Genomic DNA, 16,811 nt, shown 5'->3' on the forward strand with positions numbered 1-16,811 from the left:
GCTGCTCGGCGGCGGTCACTCGCGGCCTGCCTGACCGCGCGGCGCCAGCCGCAGCGGGGAGGAGGACCCGGCGCGCTCGTACCGCTCGACCCGGCGGCGGGTGGCGCGGCGGAAGCGGCGGGCCACGAGCCGGGCGAGGTCGGCGGCGCCGACCATCCCCGCCTCGGGCCCCAGCTGCGCCTTGACGATACGGGCCTCCGGCCGGTAGCCGCGCCCGGTCAGGGTGCGCCGGAAGGCGTCCCGGGCCGGGACGATCAGCAGGTCGTCGGCGGCGCTGACGCCGCCCCCGATCACGAAGCAGGAGGGGTCGAGGGCGGCGGCGAGGTTGGCGATGCCGACCCCGAGCCACTGGCCGATGTCCTGGAGGAGTTCGATGCACATGGCATCGCCGTCCCGGGCCAGCTCGGTGATCAGCGGCCCGGTGATCTCGTGGATGTTGCCGCCGACCCGGTCGGTGATCCCGTACGCCACCGGCGACTCGGCGGCGGCCAGCTCACGGGCCTCCCGGACCAGCGCGTTGCCGGAGCTGTACTGCTCCCAGCAGCCCCGGTTGCCGCAGGGGCAACGGTGTCCGGCGGGCACGACCTGCATATGGCCGAACTCGCCGGCGACCCCGTACTTGCCGCGCTTGACCTGGCCGTCCTCCAGGATCGCGCCACCGATACCGGTACCGAGCGTGATCATGACGAGATGGTCCTCGCCGCGTCCGGCGCCGAACCGCCACTCGGCCCACGCGGCCGCGTTCGCGTCGTTGTCGACCATGACCGGCACGGCGAGCCGGTCGGCGAGCCGGTCGCGCAGCGGCTCGTTGCGCCAGGACAGGTGCGGCGCGAACAGGACCCGGTTGCGGTCCGCGTCCACCCAGCCCGCCGCCCCGATGCCGACGGCGTGCACATCGTGCCGGTCGGACAGGTCCAGGACGAGTTCGGTGATGGTGTCCTCGACGACCTTGGGGCTCTTGGACTTGTCGGGCGTCTCGGTGCGCTTGCTCTCCAGGATGTTGCCGTCGGCGTCGACGACCCCGGCCATCACCTTCGTGCCGCCGATGTCGATGCCGACCGTGGGGACCCTGGGCGCGCTCAGGTGCGAGCGGCGCTCACGCGTGCCGACGGTCCGCAGCACGGTGGCCCGGGCCGAGCCGCGGTGCACTCTTTCGCGGTAGATGCTCATCGGCCGGCCCCTTCACCGGTGCGGGGGATGCGGTCGCTGCGGGTGCGTGCTCGCAAGAGTTCGTCGTCCCTGCGGGGGTCTCGGGAGGCCGGGGCCTCGGCGTGCGGTGGTCATGACGCGGGTGGGGCCCGCCGTGCGATGCGGGTGGAGCCCGCCGTGCGATTGTGCCTCAACCGCCCCTCACGGTGCATGGTGAGCCGGGCCCGGCCGCCCTCAGCGGGCCAGCTCGTGGGTGAGCTGTTCCAGCTCGCTGCCGCCCGCCATCTGGCGGGTCAGGTCGTCCAGCGCGATCTCGTCCTTGGCGTGGCTGCCCGCCATCGCACCGCGCTTGAGGAGGACGAAGCGGTCGCCGACCAGGTAGGCGTGGTGCGGGTTGTGCGTGATGAGGACCACGCCGAGCCCGGCGTCACGTGCGGCGGCGACGTACTTGAGCACCACCCCGGACTGCTTGACGCCCAGCGCCGCCGTCGGCTCGTCCAGCACGAGGACCCTGGCGCCGAAGTGGACGGCGCGGGCGATCGCCACGCACTGGCGCTGTCCGCCGGAGAGGGTGCCGATGGGCTGGTCGACGTCGCGCAGGTCGATGCCCATGCGCAGCAGCTCGCGGTGGGTGGTCTCGCGCATGGCGGGCACGTCGAGGCGGCTGAAGGGGCCGCGGCCCTTGCGGATCTCGGAGCCGAGGAAGAAGTTCCGCCACACCGGCATCAGCGGGACGACGGCGAGGTCCTGGTAGACCGTGGCGATGCCGCGGTCCAGGGCCTCGCGCGGCGAGCCGAGCCGGGTGTCCTCCCCCTCGACGGCGAAGGTGCCCTCGTCGTGCTGGTGCAGCCCGGCGACGATCTTGATGAGGGTGGACTTGCCCGCGCCGTTGTCGCCGAGGACGCAGGTGATCTGCCCGGCGTGGACGTCGAGCGAGACGTCCTCCAGGGCCTTGACGTTGCCGTAGTACTTGCCGATGCCGCGCAGCGCGATCAACGGCACGTCCGGTGTGGTGCTCATGCGCTTGCCTCCGCCCGCTTGCGGACCCACCAGTTGAGCAGCGTGGCGAGCAGCAGCATCGCCCCGAGGAAGAACTTGAACCAGTCCGCGCCCCACTGCGCGTACACGATGCCCTTGTTGGTCATGCCGAAGATGAACGCGCCGACGGCGGCGCCGACCGCCGAGCCGTAGCCGCCGGTCAGCAGGCAGCCGCCGATGACGGCCGCGATGATGTACAGCAGTTCGTTGCCGACGCCCTCACCGGACTGCACCGTGTCGTACTTGAACAGCAGGTGCTGGCCGGAGATCCAGGCCGCCAGCGCGACCCCCATATAGAGCCCGATCTTGGTGCGGTCCACGGGCACGCCGACCGCGCGGGCCGCCTCCTTGGCGCCGCCCACCGCGAAGATCCAGTTCCCGGCTCGGGTGCGCAGCAGGATCCAGGTGGCGAGCGCGATCAGGGCGAGCCACCACACCACGGTGATCTGCAGCTCCACATCGCCGATGGTCAGCTGGGAGGCGAAGACCTGGCGGGCGGAGGGGAAGCCCTCCATGTCGGCGATGCTCTTGGTGGAGACGGTCTCGCTGATCAGCTTGGTGAAGCCGAGGTTGCAGCCCTGGAGGATCAGGAAGGTGCCGAGCGTGATGATGAAGCTCGGCAGGTTGGTGCGCACCAGCAGATAGCCGTTGAAGAAGCCGATGGCGAGGGTGACCAGCAGGGACACCCCGGCGCCGACCCAGACGTTCGCCGTCATCTGGTACGAGAACATCGACGAGATCAGCGCGGAGGAGGTGACCAGGACGCCGGTCGACAGGTCGAACTCGCCGCCGATCATCAGCAGCGCGACCGGCACCGCCATGATCCCGATGGTGGACGAGGCGTACAGCACGGTGCTGAAGCTGGACCACTGGAGGAAGGCGTCGGCGGCGATCGAGAAGAAGACGAAGACGGCGGCGGCGCCGACGACCGCGCCCAGCTCCGGGCGGCCCGCCAGGCGGCGCAGCAGCGGGGTGCGCGCCACCGGGCGCGCGTCGGTCTCGTCCTTCCGCGGCAGCGTGTCCGCGCTCATCGGGTGCCCCGCTTCGCGAACGCGGCCAGCTTCCTGGCGTCGTCCTTGGTGACGATCTGCGGGCCGGTGAGGACCGGCCTGCCGCCGCCGAGCACGTCGGCGTTGTAGCGCTGGAGCCAGAGCAGGTCCACGGCCTCGTAGCCCTGGAGGTACGGCTGCTGGTCGACGGCGAAGCCGAGCGTGCCGTCCTGCAGCCCGGCCGCGACCTTCGGGTTGAGGTCGAAGGTGTCGATCTCCGCGTTGCTGCCCGCCTGGTCGGCGGCCTGGGCGGCGGTGTCGGCGAACGGCGCGCCGAGGGTGAGGACGGTGTCGATGCCGTGGTCGGACTGGAGCTTGGCCTCGATGGAGGACTGCACGTCGGGCATGTTGGTGCCCTCGACGTAGATCTTCTCCAGCTTTCCGTCGAAGGTCTTGGCGGCGCCGTCGCAGCGCTGCTCATGGCCCACGTTGCCCTGCTCGTGCAGGACGCACAGGGCCTTCTTTCGGCCGCGCTTGTTCAGCTCGTCGCCGACGGCCTCGCCCGCGATGGTCTCGTCCTGGCCGACGTGGGTGAGCGCGCCGAACTTCTTGGACTCCGCGGACCCGGAGTTGACCGTGATGACCGGTATTCCGGCCTTCTCGGCGCGCTTGACGACGGCCTTCATGGCGTCGGGCTTGGCGAGGGTGACGATCAGGCCGTCGACCTTCTGGTCGATGTACGACTGGACCAGCTGGGCCTGTTCCTTGCCCTCCTCGTTGTGGGCGTAGAGGAACTTGACGTTGTCCTTGACGGCGGCCTGTTCGGCGCCGTTCTGCACGATGTCCCAGAAGGTGTCGCCGTCGCCGGAGTGGGTGACCATGGCGAAGGTCATCCGTGGGGTGTTGACCGCGGCGTGCCCCGAGGCCGCCTGCGCGGCCCGCTTCTCGGCCCGCAGCCCGCCGGTACTGCTGCACCCGGCCAGGGCCGCGCCCAGCAGTGTCGCCAGCACGGCGGCGGTCAGCGCGCGTGCCCCTGTCCCAACTCTGGCCACGAAGAAGCCTCGTCCCTCTCGTCCCGTTTCATGTCCGCGGCCGGGAGCGACATGTTCGGCCCCGGCCGCCGCCAAGTATCCGTCACCGGGCGCGGCCGGGGTGGTGGTGGGGGGGCCAGGGGGTGGCTCAGGGGCGTACGAGCAGCTGGAACTCGAACGCGTAGCGCGAGGCGCGATAGGTGTGCGAGCCGAACTCGACGGCCCGGCCCGTGTCGTCGTAGGTCGTCCGCTCCATGGTCAGCAGCGGCGCGCCCTCGGGCTCGCCGAGCTGCTTGCCCTCGTCGGCGGTGGCCGCGCGGGCGCCGACCGCCTGGCGGGCGCTGTGCAGGGTGATGCCCGCGGCGCGCATCAGCCGGTAGAGGCCGGTGTCCTCCAGCTCCGCGCTGTCCAGCTTGAGCAGCCCGGCCGGGAGCCGGTTGGACAGGTGCGCCATGGGCTCGCCGTGCGCCAGCCGCAGCCGCTCGATCAGCACCACCTCGGTGCCCTCCGCGATGCCGAGCGCGGCGGCGACCTCGGCGGTGGCGGGCTCGGTGGTGTTCAGCAGCACCCGGGTGGCGGGGCGCTGGCCCGCGGCCTCCAGGTCGTCGTAGAGGCTGCTCAGCTCCAGGGGGCGCTTGACCTGGCTGTGCACCACCTGGGTGCCCACGCCGCGGCGCCGCACCAGCAGGCCCTTGTCGACCAGCGACTGGATGGCCTGGCGGACGGTGGGGCGGGACAGCCCGAGCCGCCCGGCCAGCTCGATCTCGTTGCCGAGCAGGCTCCCCGGTGCCAGCCGTCCCTTTTCGATCGCCGACTCCAGCTGCTGGGACAGCTGGAAGTAGAGCGGGACCGGGCTGCTGCGGTCGACGCTGAACTGGAGCGCATCCGCCCCGCCGGAGGAGTCTTCTTCCTGCTTAGCCACGGGGCGAGCGTAGCCGGATGAACAGATGACGGGAAGTCGTGAAGTTCGGTTGTCCGGACAAACTACGCAGAGGAGTCGACAACGCTGTCGTTCGTCTCCGTCCGTAACCAGCAGAGCGACCGGTGGCCCGGTCCCACCTCCGTCTCGGGCGGCCGCCGCGTACAGGCGTCCATGGCGTACGGGCAGCGCGGCCGGAACCGGCAGCCGTCCCCCACCACCACCTCCCGCCGCTCCGCGTCCCGCCGCGCACGCGCCGCCAGCCGCTCCGCGCGGGCCGCCCGCGCCCGCTCACGGCCCGCGGCCGAGCTGGGCGCGGCGGCGGCCAGCGCCTGGGTGTAGGGGTGGCGGGGCGCGAGGATCACCTCGTCGCTGGGGCCGCGCTCCACGATCTCCCCCCGGTACATGACCATCACCTCGGAGGCGAAGTGCCGGGCGGTGGCCAGATCGTGCGTGACGTACAGCAGGGCGAGCCCGCGCTCGTCCTTCAGCCGGTCCAGCAGCCCCAGGATCTCCAGCCGGATCGACACGTCCAGCATCGACACCGGCTCGTCGGCCAGCAGCACCTCCGGCCCCGGCGCCAGCGCGCGGGCGATCGCGACGCGCTGCCGCTGCCCGCCGGACAGCTCGTGGGGGCGCTTGTGCGCCATGTCGGCGGCGGGGGTGAGGTTCACCGAATGCAGCAGCTCCCGCGCCTGCTCCTCGGCGTCCGCCCCGCGCCGCGCCCGGCCGTTGACGATCAGCGGACGGGTGAGGTGGTGGCCCACGGTGTGCGCGGGGTTGAGCGAGGCGAACGGGTCCTGGAACACCATCTGCACGGCCCGCCGGTAGTCCTTGCCCCGGGTCCGCCGCGCCCCGCCCAGCCGCACCTCCCCGTCGGTGGGCACAACCAGCCGCGACAGGGCGCGGACGACGGTCGACTTGCCGCTCCCGGACTCGCCCACGAGCGCGAGCGTCCGCCCGGCGTGCAGCGCGAACGACACCCGGTCCACGGCCCGGAACGGCACCCGGCCGCGCTGCGGGAAGTCGACGGTGAGGCCGGTTACCTCCAGTGCGGTCACGGCTGCCGCCCTTCCGGTCGAGGAGCCTGAGGGGCCTGAGGGGCCCGGGGGGCCTGAGGGGCCTGAGGGGACTCAGGGGCCTGAGGGGCCCGGGGGGCCGCCCCGGTCCGCGCCACCGTGTGCAGGTGGCAGGCGGCCGAGGTGCCCGGGGCGAGGGGGAGAAGGGGAGGCGTCGTCGTGGCGCAGGGGTCGAAGGCGTGCTCGCAGCGGGCGGCGAAGGGGCAGCCGGGCAGGGCCTCGCGCAGGTCCGGCGGGGAGCCGGGGATGCCGCGCAGGGCGCGGCGTTCGCCCGCCAGGTCGGGGAAGGAGCGCAGCAGGCCCTGGGTGTAGGGGTGGGCGGGGGCGGCGGCGACGCGCTCCGCGGGGCCGTACTCGACGATCGAGCCCGCGTACATCACCGCCAGCCGGTCGCTGATCTCCAGCAGCAGCGACAGGTCGTGGGTGATGAAGACGACGCTGAAGCCCAGTTCGTCGCGGAGCCGCTGCACCTCGTCCAGGATTTCGCGCTGGACGACGACGTCGAGCGCGGTGGTCGGCTCGTCCATGATGACGATCTCCGGTTCGAGCGCGAGCGCCATGGCGATGACGACGCGCTGCCGCATGCCGCCCGACAGCTCGTGCGGATACGCCCGCACCCGGGCCGGGTCGATGCCGACCATGTCCAGGAGGGCGCGGGCGCGCTCGTACCGCTCGGGGCCGCGCATGCGGGGGCGGTGGGCGCGGAAGATGTCGTCGAACTGCTTGCCGACGGTGGTCACCGGGTTGAGCGCGTTCATGGCGCTCTGGAAGACCACCGACAGCCGGGACCAGCGGAACGCCCGCAGCGCCTCCCCCCGGAGCGCGAGCAGATCCGTTTCCGTGCCGGTGCGGTCGCGGTGCACGACCCGCCCCTCGGTGAGCCGCGCCGGTGGCCCGAGCATGCGGGCGACGGCGTACGCGAGGGTCGACTTGCCGCAGCCGGACTCGCCCGCGATGCCGAGGAGTTCGCCGCGCCGCAGCTCGAAGCCGACGTCGCGGACGGCACGGGTGGGGCGGTCGCCCTCGTACGTCACGCTGATGTGCTCGGCGCGCAGCACCACGTCTTCCGTCATCGTCCCGCCTTTCGTACGCGCAGCCGCGGGTCGAGGACCTCGTCCAGGCCGAAGCTGATCAGGGACAGGGCCGTGCCGAGCGCGGCGATGCACAGCCCGGGCGGGATGAACCACCACCAGGCCCCACTGGTGAGCGCTTCCGCGTTCTGGGCGAAGTAGAGCATCGTGCCCCAGGTGAGATGGGACGGATCGGCCAGGCCGAGGAAGGCAAGACCGGCCTGGGTGAGGATCGCGAAGATCACCGCGAAGATGAACTGGGAGACGATGATCGCCAGTTCGCCTGGCAGGATCTCCACCAGCACGATCCGCCACCGCTTCTCCCCGTACACCCGCGCCGCCAGCACATAGTCGCGGCTGCGCAGCGACAGCGTCTGCGCGCGCAGCACCCGGGCGGATGCGGCCCAGCTGGTGAGGGCGATGACGAGGATGGTGGACCAGGAGCCGCCGCCCTTGACGTACGCGGAGACGACGATGACCAGCGGCAGCCCGGGGATGACCAGGAAGACGTTGCTGATCAGGGACAGCGCCTCGTCCGCGAGCCCGCCGAGGAAGCCGCCGCCGATCCCGACGACGACGGAGACGACGGTCGCGATGAGGGCGGAGGCGACGCCGATCACGAGCGTGCCGCGGGCGGAGACCACCAGCTGGGCGAAGACGTCCTGCCCGGTCTGGGTGGTGCCGAGCCAGTGCGCCCCGGAGGGGGCCTGGCCGAGGTCGGTGGTGAAGGCGTTCGGGTCGTGGATCAGCCACGGGCCCAGGAGCGCGGTGAGGACGAAGACGGCGAGCAGGGCGAGGCCGGTGGCGAAGCGGCGGGAGCGCAGCGCGGGACGAAGCCAGCCGCGGCCGCCCGCGCGCGGGGTGATCACAGGGGGCGTCATCGGGCCTGCCTGGTGCGGGGGTCGACGAAGCCGTACACCAGGTCCACCAGGAAGTTGGCGGCGAGGACGCCGAAGGTGATGACGAGGAAGACCGCCTGCATGAGCGGGTAGTCGGTGTTCTGGACGGCCTGGAGCAGGGTGAAGCCCATGCCGGGGTAGGAGAAGACGATCTCCATCACGAGCGAGCCGCTGACGATGAAGCCGAGCGAGATGGCGAATCCGGCGACCGAGGGCAGCACGGCGTTGCGGGCCGCGTAGCCGACCATGATCGTGCGCGGCGGAAGCCCCTTGGCCTCGGCGGCGACCACGTAGTCCTCGGCCAGGGTGGAGACCATCATGTTGCGCATGCCGAGCATCCAGCCGCCGACCGAGCTGAGCACGATGGTGGCGGCGGGCAGCACGGCGTGTTCGGCGGCGGAGGTCAGGAAGGCGCCGCTGAGGCCGATGTCCAGCGTCTCGTCGTAGCCGCCGCCCAGCGGCAGCACGCCCCACACCTGGCCGAAGAGGTACAGGAGCAGCAGCGCGAGCCAGAAGTAGGGGATCGCGGCGAGGAAGGTGGTGGACGGGACGAGGGAGTCGAACCAGCTGCCGCGCCGCCACCCGGCCAGGGTGCCGAGGGTGAGGCCGAGGGCGACGCTGAGGAGGGTGGCGGCGCCGACCAGGACGAGGGTCCAGGGCACGGCGTCGCCGACGACCTCGGTGACCGGGCTCGGGAAGTACGTGACGGAGAGCCCGAAGTCGAGGTGGGCCAGCGCGCGCAGATAGTCGCCGTACTGGACGAGGAGATTGCCGTGGCCGAGGCCCAGCATGGCGGCCAGGGCCTCTTCCTGGCCGGGTTCGACGGGCCCGGACTGGGCCTGGCGGGCGAGCATCAGCTGCACCGGGTCGCCGGGAATGAGACGCGGGAGGAAGAAGTTGACGGTGACCGCCATCCAGGCGGCGATGGCGTAGAAGCCGAGCTTGCGCAGGAGGTAGCGCACGCGTCCCGCCCCCGCCGCTACTTGCCCGCGGCCGGTTTGATACGGGCGGCGACCCAGCCGCCGTCGGGGTCGAGCCAGATGGAGGGCGCGGCGTACAGATCGGCCTCGGTGGGATAGCCGGTGACCCGGTTGCCGTTGAATTCCTGCTCGTTCTGCGCGGAGAAGAGCGGGATCAGCGGCATGTCCTTGATGAATTCCCGCTGGATCGTGTAGTACCAGGGCTTCTGTTTCGCCAGGTCGGTGGTTTCGCCGATCTTGTCGAGGGCGTGGTCGATCGTGGCGTTGGCGTAGCGGCCGAAATTGCCGACGTTGGTGGTCTCACCGATCTTCGGCGGGATGGAGCTGTCCAGCATCTGGGCGTAGTAGGCGCGCGGGTCGGGGGTGTATCCGGCGTTGTCCAGCAGCATCTGGAACTGGCCCCGGGCGCGGTTGTTGGACCACTGGCTGTACGACTCGGCCTTGACGACGAGGTCGATACCGGCCTTCTTCAGCTGGTCCTTCGCCATCTGGGCGACGCTGACGTAGTCCGTCCAGCCGGAGACGAGTTCGACCGACACGGACAGCTTCTTCCCGTTCTTCCGCCACATGCCGTCCGGCCCCCGGGTGTAGCCGGAGTCGGTGAGATAGCCGTCGACCCTCTCCTGCCCGGTCTCCACCGTCGCGTCCTTCAGCGACGGGTCCAGGACGGACTGGTAGTTGGGGAGCAGCAGCGCCATGGGGTTGGCCGCGGGCGCCTGGCCGTCGTACACGCTCTTGTTCATGAAGTCGCGGTCGAGGGCGGCGCTGATCGCCTTGCGGACCCTGACGTCCGCGGTGGGGCCGCGCTGGGCGTTGGGCACGAAGGACGTGGTGGCCAGCGGAATGTTGACCAGGTCGAACTTCTTGTTCTTCGCGAGGTAGTTCTTCTTGATGTCGGGAATGAAGCCGCCCGCCCAGTCGATCTGCCCGGAGGTGACCGCGGCGTTGGCGGCGTTGTTCCCGGTGAAGGCGCGATACCGCAAGATCTTGAAGTGTGGAAGGCCCTTGATGTAGTAGTCCTTGCGGGCGACGAGATCGAGGGTCGTGCCCTTGACGGATTTCACCTTCCAGGGCCCGGTGCCCACCGGGTTGGGATTCAGCGTGGTCGCCTTCTCCTTGGCGGAGAGCTGGGACCAGATGTGCCGGGGCAGCATCTTCATCTTGCCCAGGAGGAAGTACTCCTTGGTGTAGGCGGACTTGGTGAAGGTGACGACCACGGTGTGCTTGCCCTCGGCGGTCGCGGAGGCCACCGGGAGGGCGTACATGTTGAGCGCCTTGTTGTCCTTCGTCATCCGGAAGGTGTAGGCGACGTCCTCGGCGGTGAAGGGCTTTCCGTCGTTCCAGGTGACATTCGTCCGTAACTGGATGCGGATGGATTTCCCGCCGTCCGCCCAGGTGTACTTGGTGGCCAGCCAGGGGTCGACCTCGCCGGTTCTCGCGGCGTTGAAGTGGAACAGCGGCTCGTAGATCATTCCGTTGGTCGCCTGGAGCGGCTGCGGCGCGTACGGATTGAAGTTGCGGACGAAGTTGCCGCCGGCCCCGGAGGACACGGTCAGCACCTCGCCGGCCCCGCCTCCGCCACCGCCGCCACCGCCACAGGCGGCCAGCGTGCCGGAGAGTGCGCATGCGGCCGCCGCGGTGATCGCGCGGCGCGGACGGCTCGTGCTCATCAACGTCATGGTGTCCCCCTCGGTATGCCCGCGCACCCCCGGCGCCGTGAAATTAAGGGGCTCCGTCAGAGGGTGTCAATAGAGCCGGCAGCGCCTTTCGGCTGAACCGGCTTAGTGGCACCCCCGTCGAATCCGTCGAATACCCAGGTCCGGCCGTACAGAGCCGTGTTGGGGTGATCTGAACGGCGGAATCGGCCCTCGTACGACCCTCGTCGGAGCCCTTGACGCTAAACCGGTTTAGCCCTTCACTGCTTGAGTAGCGCGGCACTGCCCGCTTCCCCATCGGCCAAGGGAGAGTCCGTCGATGCAGCGCCCCTCCACCCGGCTCACCGTCCACGACCGCCCCGTCACCTGGCTCGGCGCCAACTTCTGGTCCAGGACCGGCGGCCCGCTGATGTGGCGGAGTTACGACGGCGAGGTGATCGACGCCGAGCTGCGGGTGCTGCGGGACCACGGGCTGACCATGACCCGCTCGTTCTTCTACTGGCCCGACTTCCATCCCGCGCCCGACCGGCTCGACGAAGACATGTGCGCGCGCTTCGCCGACTTCCTCGACCGGCACCGTGCCCTCGGCATGACCACCGTCCCCACCTTCCTGGTCGGCCACATGTCCGGCGAGAACTGGGACCCGTCCTGGCGCGGCGAACGCGACCTGTACGGCGACGTCTGGCTGGTCGCCCGGCAGGCGTGGTTCGCCCGCGAGACGGTGCGCCGCTTCGCCGCGCATCCGGCCGTCGCCGGATGGCTGGTCTCCAACGAGATGCCGATCTACGGGCGCGAGCCCGGCACCGCCGCCCCGCCCGCGCCCCGCGAGACCGTCGCCGCCTGGGCCCAGCTCGTCGTGGACGCGGTCCGCGCCGGGGGCGGCACCCAGCCCGTCTCGCTCGGCGACGGCGCCTGGGGACTGGAGAACTCCGGCTACGACAACGGCTTCCGGGTCCGCGACACCGCCGACCTGTGCGACTTCCTCGGCCCGCACGTCTACCGCATGGAGGACGACCCGGTGCGCCAGCACTACGCGGCGGCCTGGGTGTGCGAGCTGACCGGCACCTATCGACGGCCCGTGATCCTGGAGGAGTTCGGCGTCAGCTCCGACTTCGCCTCAGGACCGGGCGCGGCCCGCTACTACCGGCAGACCCTGCACAACAGCCTGCTGGCCGGGGCCACCGGCTGGATCGCCTGGAACAACAGCGACTACGACGGGCTGCGCGGCCAGGACCCGTACCGCCACCACGCCTTCGAGATGCACTTCGGCCTGACCACCTCGGAGGGCGCCCCCAAACCGCAGCTCCTCGAACTGAGGGAGTTCGCCCGGGTCCTGGAGGAGGTGGACTTCCCCCGCTGCCACCGCGGCCCCACCGACACGGCACTGCTGGTCTCCTCCTACCTCGACACGCTCTACCCCTTCACCCGCGCCGAGGACCGCGGCTACGTCCAGCAGACCTGCCGTCAGGCGTGGGTCGCCGCCCGCCTCGCGGACACCCCGGCGGCGGTGGTGCGCGAAAGCGACGGCCCGCTGCCCGCCGGTGTACGGCTGTGGCTCGTCCCCTCCACCAAGCAGCTGCTCTCCCCCACCTGGTACGAACTGGAGCGGCTGGCCCGCGAGGGCGCGACCGTCTACGTCTCGTACTCCCCCGGCGCCCACGACGAGCAGCGCGGCCCCTGGTACGCCCATCTGAACCAGCTCTTCGGCGTCCGCCACCAGCTGGAGTACGGGCTGCTCGACCCCATCGAGGACGACGAGGTCACCCTCACCCTCACCCGCCCCTTCGGCACCCTCCCCGAGGGGGCCGGGCTCACCTTCCGCGCCGCGGGCGCCCGGGCGTTCCTCCCCGTCGAACCCGACGGCGCCGAGGTCCTGGCCGTCGACGGCCGTGGCCGCCCGGCGCTGCTGCTGCGCACGGTGGGCGAGGGCTCCGTCGTCTTCTGCGTCTACCCGGTCGAGCACATGGCCGCGGTCACCCCGCGCGTCAACCCCGAGGCCACCGCCACCCTGTACGACGCCCTCGCCGCCCACGCCGGAGTCCACCGCCCGGTCACCGTCGGCGATCCGCGCGTCGCGGTCGACCGCCTCGACCACGAGGACGGCCGCACCTTCGTCTGGCTGGTCAGCCAGGCCGCCGAGGAGCTGACCGTCAAACCGTCCGTCACCGGCGGCGCGCCCCTGCTGGACCTGGCCGGCGGCCCGGCCGACACCGTCACCCTGCCGCCGTACGGGGTGCGGGTGCTGCGGCTGGGCACGGCTCAGGGGCAGACCGGCCGGCTCACCGGCCGCCCCGGGGCGCCGGGCTGAAGGTCACGGGCAGCGCGGACAGTCCGCGCACCCAGGCCGAGGGCCGCCAGAGCAGCGTGTCGCGCGACACGGCGAGACGCACATCCGGCAGCCGGTCCAGGAGCACTTCCACGGCCGTCTTCGCGATCGTCTCGGCGATCTCCTGGGCCGGGTGCGGGCAGCGGTGCTCACCGTGGCCGAAGGAGAGGAAGGCGTTGTTGCCCTCGGTGAAGGCATGGGTGTCCGGGCGGATCAGGGGGTCGGTGTTCGCGCCGTGGAAGCCGAGGATCAGCAGATCGCCCTTGCGGATGTGCTTCTCCGCCAGCGTGGTGTCCCTCGTCGCCCAGCGGGCGGCGAGGTTGGCGACCGGCGTGTCCTCCCACAGCACCTCGTTCATCGCCTGCCCGACGCTGTGACGGCCGCCGGAGAGCGAGAGCGCGAACCGCTCGTCGGTGAGCAGCAGCCGCAGGGTGTTGCCGATCCAGTCGGCCGTCGGCTGGTGACCCGCCGTCATGATGACGATCAGGTCATGGACGACGAGTTCGTCCGGGTACCCCTGGTACGCGGCGACCAGCCGGGACGCCACGTCCGGCGCGGGCTCCTTCCGCTTCGCCGACGCCAGCTGATTCATCACCCTGTAGACGTACTGGTAGGCCTCGACGGGGTTCCCCGTGCCGTCGACCGCGTCGTTCGTCGCCTGCACGAGGGCCGGGCCCTCGCCGTCGGGGATGCCGTAGATGCGGGCGAGGACCAGCTGCGGCAGCAGCCGGGCGTAGTCGGCGATCAGCTCGGCCTCGCCCTGGTGGCAGAACTCGTCCACCAGCCCGTCGCCGATGTGCTCGGCATGGCGGCGCAGTTCGTACGGGTCCACTGTGACAAGGGCTTCCGCGATGGCCTCGGCGCGCCGCTGGTGGTCCTCGCCGGTCGCGTACACCACGGACGTCTGATCGCGGCTGATCATGGGCGCGAGCGGCCAGTTCTCGGGGATGTTGGCCCACTGGTTCCACTGGTTCGCGTCCCGGGTGAACAGTTCGGCGTCGCTGGTGACCTGGTGCAGTTCGCGGTAGCCGAGCACCAGCCAGCCGGGTATGTCCCCGTCCAGCAGCACCGGCGCCACCGGCCCGTGCTCGCCCCGCATCTCCCCGTACACCCCGAAGGGGTTGGTCTGGAAGCCGGGCCCGCTCAGCGGCCGCGCGCCCTGGTGGGCGGGGCATCCGGGCGGCGGTGCGGCGGAGGTGGCCGCGGCGTTCTCGGAGGGCGATGCGGGGCTGGCTGTCATCGATCGGGATCCTTGTGCACGAGCGGACATGAGCCTGGCCAGAATAGATTGCATAAGCCACTCATGAGCCTGGACAGCAACGATTCTTCCAGGCAGCGCCCGCTGTCCGGACACGGCGAACCCCGGCGCGAGACGAAGCGCGCCGGGGTTCTGGCACGAAACGGGGTGCCCGGTTACTGAGGCGGATCGGGCAGCTGGGTGAAGGTGCAGGTCCCGATCGGCCGGGTGTTGGGGCAGCGGCCCTCCCACACCTCTTGCGACCGGGTCAGCACGGTGACGAACACCGGGCCGCCCTGGACATCGTCGGTGTTGGAGGCCAGCGTGGCTTCGAGGACGTCACGGGGGCCGCCCACGGCCACCCATCCGCCGACCGGGGTACCCGGATTCGTCGACTCGTCGACCGACAGGACGTAGACACGGCCGTTGCACACAGTCGAAATGTACTTCGCGCCGACTCCGGCCGTAATGACACCTTCGTTACCCGCGGAGTCGACGTCGGTGCAGCCCTTCGGCTTCTCGTGCCCGTCGTGCCCGGTGCGGACGGACTGCGTCGTGTTGTCCGGCTCGGGCTGCGGCTCGGTCGCGGCCGCGCTGGTTCCGATGGCCGTCGCGAGGGCCGCGACGGTCATGGCTATGGCAAGCTTTCGCTTCTGCCTCATTCGATTCGCTCCTCTTTGGAGAAAGCGGTTCGTAACCTGGCAACGGAGGCTTACCCGGAAAAATATGAATTCGGTCGGACGGGCTCACGTTTTCACTCAACTGGGCGCGCCAGCCACTGGTCCGCGTACTTCCGGTACGTCCCGTCGTGCGTCGCCAGGTGCACCCACTGGTCGACGTAACCCTTGAACTGCGCGTCGGCGCGGGGCAGCGCGTACGCCTTCTCCGAGAACGAGAACGGCTTGTCCGGGTGGACCGCGCACAGTTCGGGGTGGAGCTTCGACTGGTAACGCGTCTCGCTGGCGTCCGTCATCATCACATCGGCGCGGCCGTCGATGATCTCGTCGAAGATCGTGGTGTTGTCGGGATGGACGGTGAGGGTGGCGCGCTTGATGTGGGCGCGGGCGAACTCCTCGTTGGTACCGCCCGGGTTGACCACCACGCGGACGCCCGGCCGGTCGATGTCCTCCAGCGTCTGGTACTTCTTCTCGTCCTCGCAGCGCACGATCGGCGTCTTGCCGTCGGTGAGATACGGCTCGCTGAAGGCCGCCTTACGGGCCCGGGCCAGCGTCACCGACACCCCGCCCATGCCGATGTCGCAGCGCCCGGCGGCGAGGTCGTCGACCAGCTTCGCCCAGGTCGTGGCGACGAACTCCGGCTTGGCGTCGAGGCTCTTCGCCAGGTCGCCCGCCATCGCGATGTCGATCCCGGTGTAGGCGCCGGTCTTGGCGTCCCGATGGCTGAACGGCCGGTAGTCGCCCGTGGTGCACACGCGCAGCACCCCGCGCCGGGGCACCCGGTCCAGCGCGGTGCCCTGCCCCGCGGCGGAGCCGGCCGCGGAGCGGGCGGTGGGCCGGGCCGCCGTGGCGTCGGCCAGGGCCGACCCCGTGGCGGTGGCGGCGAGCACGGCGGCGACGGTGGCGAGCGTGGCGGCGCGTCTCATGGGGACTCCTCGGCAGCGGCATGATCACGGCGCGCTCAGAGTGGCAGAAGACGCCGTTCAGGTGAACCCGCCGACCACCTGCTGGGATCGGCCGAACGTGACGATCCGCCGGGCCGAGCCGCCGTCAGTACCGCTCCGGGCCCGGGTCGTCCAGCGGCGGGCCGACCTCGGCGAGGCGGGCCAGCAGCTCGGAGGCGCGCTTGGACACGGTGTCCCGGTCGCCCTCGGACAGCGCCGAGCCCATCCCGCAGGCGACCGCCCCGGCGGCGATCCAGTCCGGCGCGTCGGCCACGGTCACCCCGCCGGTCGGCACGAAGGCGGCCTGCGGCAGGGCGGCCCGTACGTCCTTGATCCAGCGCGGCCCGTACGCCGCGGCGGGGAACAGCTTCAGCGCGTCCGCGCCCAGCTCCATCGCGCGCACCGCCTCGGTGGGGGTGGAGACGCCGGGGAAGACCGGCAGGCCGTAACGGTGGCCGGTGCGGATGACCTCGGGGTCCAGGCTCGGGGAGACGAGGAAGCGGGCGCCCGCGTCGACGGCCATCCGGGCCGACGCGCCGTCGAGCACCGTGCCCGCGCCGATCACCGCGTCGTCGCCGACCTCCCGGATCAGGGTGGTGACCGCCTCCAGCGCGAAGGGCGTGGTCAGCGAGATCTCCAGGCTGGCGATGCCCGCGGAGAGCAGGCTGTCCGCCGTCGCCGTGGCGTGGTCGTAGGTGTCGCTGCGGACGATGGCGAGGACGCGCTGCGCGAGAGCGGCCCGGGTGATCTCCCAGCGGTACACGGCAGTCGCCGCCTTTCCTCTCCTAGGGTCTACTGCCTGATCGTGCCGCACCCCT

15 protein-coding genes are annotated in these 16,811 nt (G+C 71.2%); 1 reads left to right on the top strand and 14 read right to left on the bottom strand.

From position 1 onward, the window contains the following. Positions 1 to 15: 15 nt before the first annotated feature. From ASC60_RS10715 to ASC60_RS10760, 10 genes are all read right to left on the bottom strand, one after another. Entirely contained in the window at positions 16 to 1,170 is a 1,155-nt protein-coding gene (locus ASC60_RS10715) for an ROK family glucokinase (RefSeq protein ID WP_055549317.1), read from the bottom strand. Positions 1,171 to 1,383: 213 nt separating this feature from the next. Next, positions 1,384 to 2,169 (bottom strand): ATP-binding cassette domain-containing protein, encoded by a 786-nt coding sequence (locus tag ASC60_RS10720; protein ID WP_055549319.1) that lies wholly within the window; start codon positions 2,167 to 2,169, stop codon positions 1,384 to 1,386. Further along, on the bottom strand, positions 2,166 to 3,218 hold the full coding sequence (locus tag ASC60_RS10725; protein WP_055549321.1) for an ABC transporter permease: 1,053 nt from the start codon (positions 3,216 to 3,218) through the stop codon (positions 2,166 to 2,168). Before ASC60_RS10725 ends, ASC60_RS10720 begins: the two co-directional genes overlap by 4 nt. Beyond that, complete coding sequence (locus ASC60_RS10730) at positions 3,215 to 4,228, bottom strand: sugar ABC transporter substrate-binding protein (RefSeq protein WP_199830922.1); 1,014 nt, start codon at positions 4,226 to 4,228, stop codon at positions 3,215 to 3,217. Before ASC60_RS10730 ends, ASC60_RS10725 begins: the two co-directional genes overlap by 4 nt. 127 nt (positions 4,229 to 4,355) lie before the next feature. Continuing rightward, positions 4,356 to 5,129 (bottom strand): GntR family transcriptional regulator, encoded by a 774-nt coding sequence (locus tag ASC60_RS10735; RefSeq protein WP_055549324.1) that lies wholly within the window; start codon positions 5,127 to 5,129, stop codon positions 4,356 to 4,358. Positions 5,130 to 5,191: 62 nt separating this feature from the next. Next, positions 5,192 to 6,187, bottom strand: a complete 996-nt coding sequence (locus tag ASC60_RS10740; RefSeq protein WP_055549326.1) for an ABC transporter ATP-binding protein — start codon at positions 6,185 to 6,187, stop codon at positions 5,192 to 5,194. After that, complete coding sequence (locus ASC60_RS10745) at positions 6,184 to 7,278, bottom strand: ABC transporter ATP-binding protein (RefSeq protein ID WP_079038311.1); 1,095 nt, start codon at positions 7,276 to 7,278, stop codon at positions 6,184 to 6,186. Before ASC60_RS10745 ends, ASC60_RS10740 begins: the two co-directional genes overlap by 4 nt. Beyond that, complete coding sequence (locus ASC60_RS10750) at positions 7,275 to 8,156, bottom strand: ABC transporter permease (protein WP_055549329.1); 882 nt, start codon at positions 8,154 to 8,156, stop codon at positions 7,275 to 7,277. Before ASC60_RS10750 ends, ASC60_RS10745 begins: the two co-directional genes overlap by 4 nt. Continuing rightward, entirely contained in the window at positions 8,153 to 9,136 is a 984-nt protein-coding gene (locus ASC60_RS10755; RefSeq protein WP_055549330.1) for an ABC transporter permease, read from the bottom strand. The genes ASC60_RS10750 and ASC60_RS10755 overlap by 4 nt, the downstream gene beginning before the upstream one ends. Before the next feature lie 17 nt (positions 9,137 to 9,153). Continuing rightward, on the bottom strand, positions 9,154 to 10,824 hold the full coding sequence (locus ASC60_RS10760; protein WP_234356883.1) for an ABC transporter substrate-binding protein: 1,671 nt from the start codon (positions 10,822 to 10,824) through the stop codon (positions 9,154 to 9,156). 304 nt (positions 10,825 to 11,128) lie between these two features. On the opposite strand from ASC60_RS10760, the gene ASC60_RS10765 reads away from it, so the two are divergent. Continuing rightward, entirely contained in the window at positions 11,129 to 13,117 is a 1,989-nt protein-coding gene (locus ASC60_RS10765; protein WP_055549332.1) for a cellulase family glycosylhydrolase, read from the top strand. Here the strand turns inward: ASC60_RS10765 and ASC60_RS10770 are convergent. The 4 genes from ASC60_RS10770 to ASC60_RS10785 all read right to left on the bottom strand — a co-directional run bounded on the left by ASC60_RS10770 (position 13,089) and on the right by ASC60_RS10785 (position 16,756). After that, entirely contained in the window at positions 13,089 to 14,375 is a 1,287-nt protein-coding gene (locus tag ASC60_RS10770) for a cytochrome P450 (protein WP_234356884.1), read from the bottom strand. The genes ASC60_RS10765 and ASC60_RS10770 overlap by 29 nt on opposite strands. 173 nt (positions 14,376 to 14,548) lie before the next feature. Further along, positions 14,549 to 15,034, bottom strand: coding sequence for a hypothetical protein (locus ASC60_RS10775; RefSeq protein WP_159043233.1), 486 nt, complete (start codon positions 15,032 to 15,034; stop codon positions 14,549 to 14,551). Between the two features lie 92 nt (positions 15,035 to 15,126). Next, positions 15,127 to 15,975 (bottom strand): transporter substrate-binding domain-containing protein, encoded by an 849-nt coding sequence (locus ASC60_RS10780; RefSeq protein WP_055549336.1) that lies wholly within the window; start codon positions 15,973 to 15,975, stop codon positions 15,127 to 15,129. Between the two features lie 124 nt (positions 15,976 to 16,099). Beyond that, on the bottom strand, positions 16,100 to 16,756 hold the full coding sequence (locus ASC60_RS10785; protein ID WP_055549338.1) for a bifunctional 4-hydroxy-2-oxoglutarate aldolase/2-dehydro-3-deoxy-phosphogluconate aldolase: 657 nt from the start codon (positions 16,754 to 16,756) through the stop codon (positions 16,100 to 16,102). Positions 16,757 to 16,811 lie beyond the last annotated feature (55 nt).

Origin of the sequence: Streptomyces sp. NBRC 110028, from assembly GCF_001417735.1 — a bacterium.
Lineage (GTDB): Bacteria > Actinomycetota > Actinomycetes > Streptomycetales > Streptomycetaceae > Streptomyces.

What these genes read in the sequence shown, in the direction of transcription:
- ASC60_RS10715 (WP_055549317.1), bottom strand. Translation starts at nt 1,170, where the DNA reads ATGAGCATCTACCGCGAAAGAGTGCACCGCGGCTCGGCCCGGGCCACC.
- ASC60_RS10720 (WP_055549319.1), bottom strand. Translation starts at nt 2,169, where the DNA reads ATGAGCACCACACCGGACGTGCCGTTGATCGCGCTGCGCGGCATCGGC.
- ASC60_RS10725 (WP_055549321.1), bottom strand. Translation starts at nt 3,218, where the DNA reads ATGAGCGCGGACACGCTGCCGCGGAAGGACGAGACCGACGCGCGCCCG.
- ASC60_RS10745 (WP_079038311.1), bottom strand. Translation starts at nt 7,278, where the DNA reads ATGACGGAAGACGTGGTGCTGCGCGCCGAGCACATCAGCGTGACGTAC.
- ASC60_RS10750 (WP_055549329.1), bottom strand. Translation starts at nt 8,156, where the DNA reads ATGACGCCCCCTGTGATCACCCCGCGCGCGGGCGGCCGCGGCTGGCTT.
- ASC60_RS10760 (WP_234356883.1), bottom strand. Translation starts at nt 10,824, where the DNA reads ATGAGCACGAGCCGTCCGCGCCGCGCGATCACCGCGGCGGCCGCATGC.
- ASC60_RS10765 (WP_055549332.1), top strand. Translation starts at nt 11,129, where the DNA reads ATGCAGCGCCCCTCCACCCGGCTCACCGTCCACGACCGCCCCGTCACC.
- ASC60_RS10770 (WP_234356884.1), bottom strand. Translation starts at nt 14,375, where the DNA reads ATGACAGCCAGCCCCGCATCGCCCTCCGAGAACGCCGCGGCCACCTCC.
- ASC60_RS10775 (WP_159043233.1), bottom strand. Translation starts at nt 15,034, where the DNA reads ATGAGGCAGAAGCGAAAGCTTGCCATAGCCATGACCGTCGCGGCCCTC.
- ASC60_RS10780 (WP_055549336.1), bottom strand. Translation starts at nt 15,975, where the DNA reads ATGAGACGCGCCGCCACGCTCGCCACCGTCGCCGCCGTGCTCGCCGCC.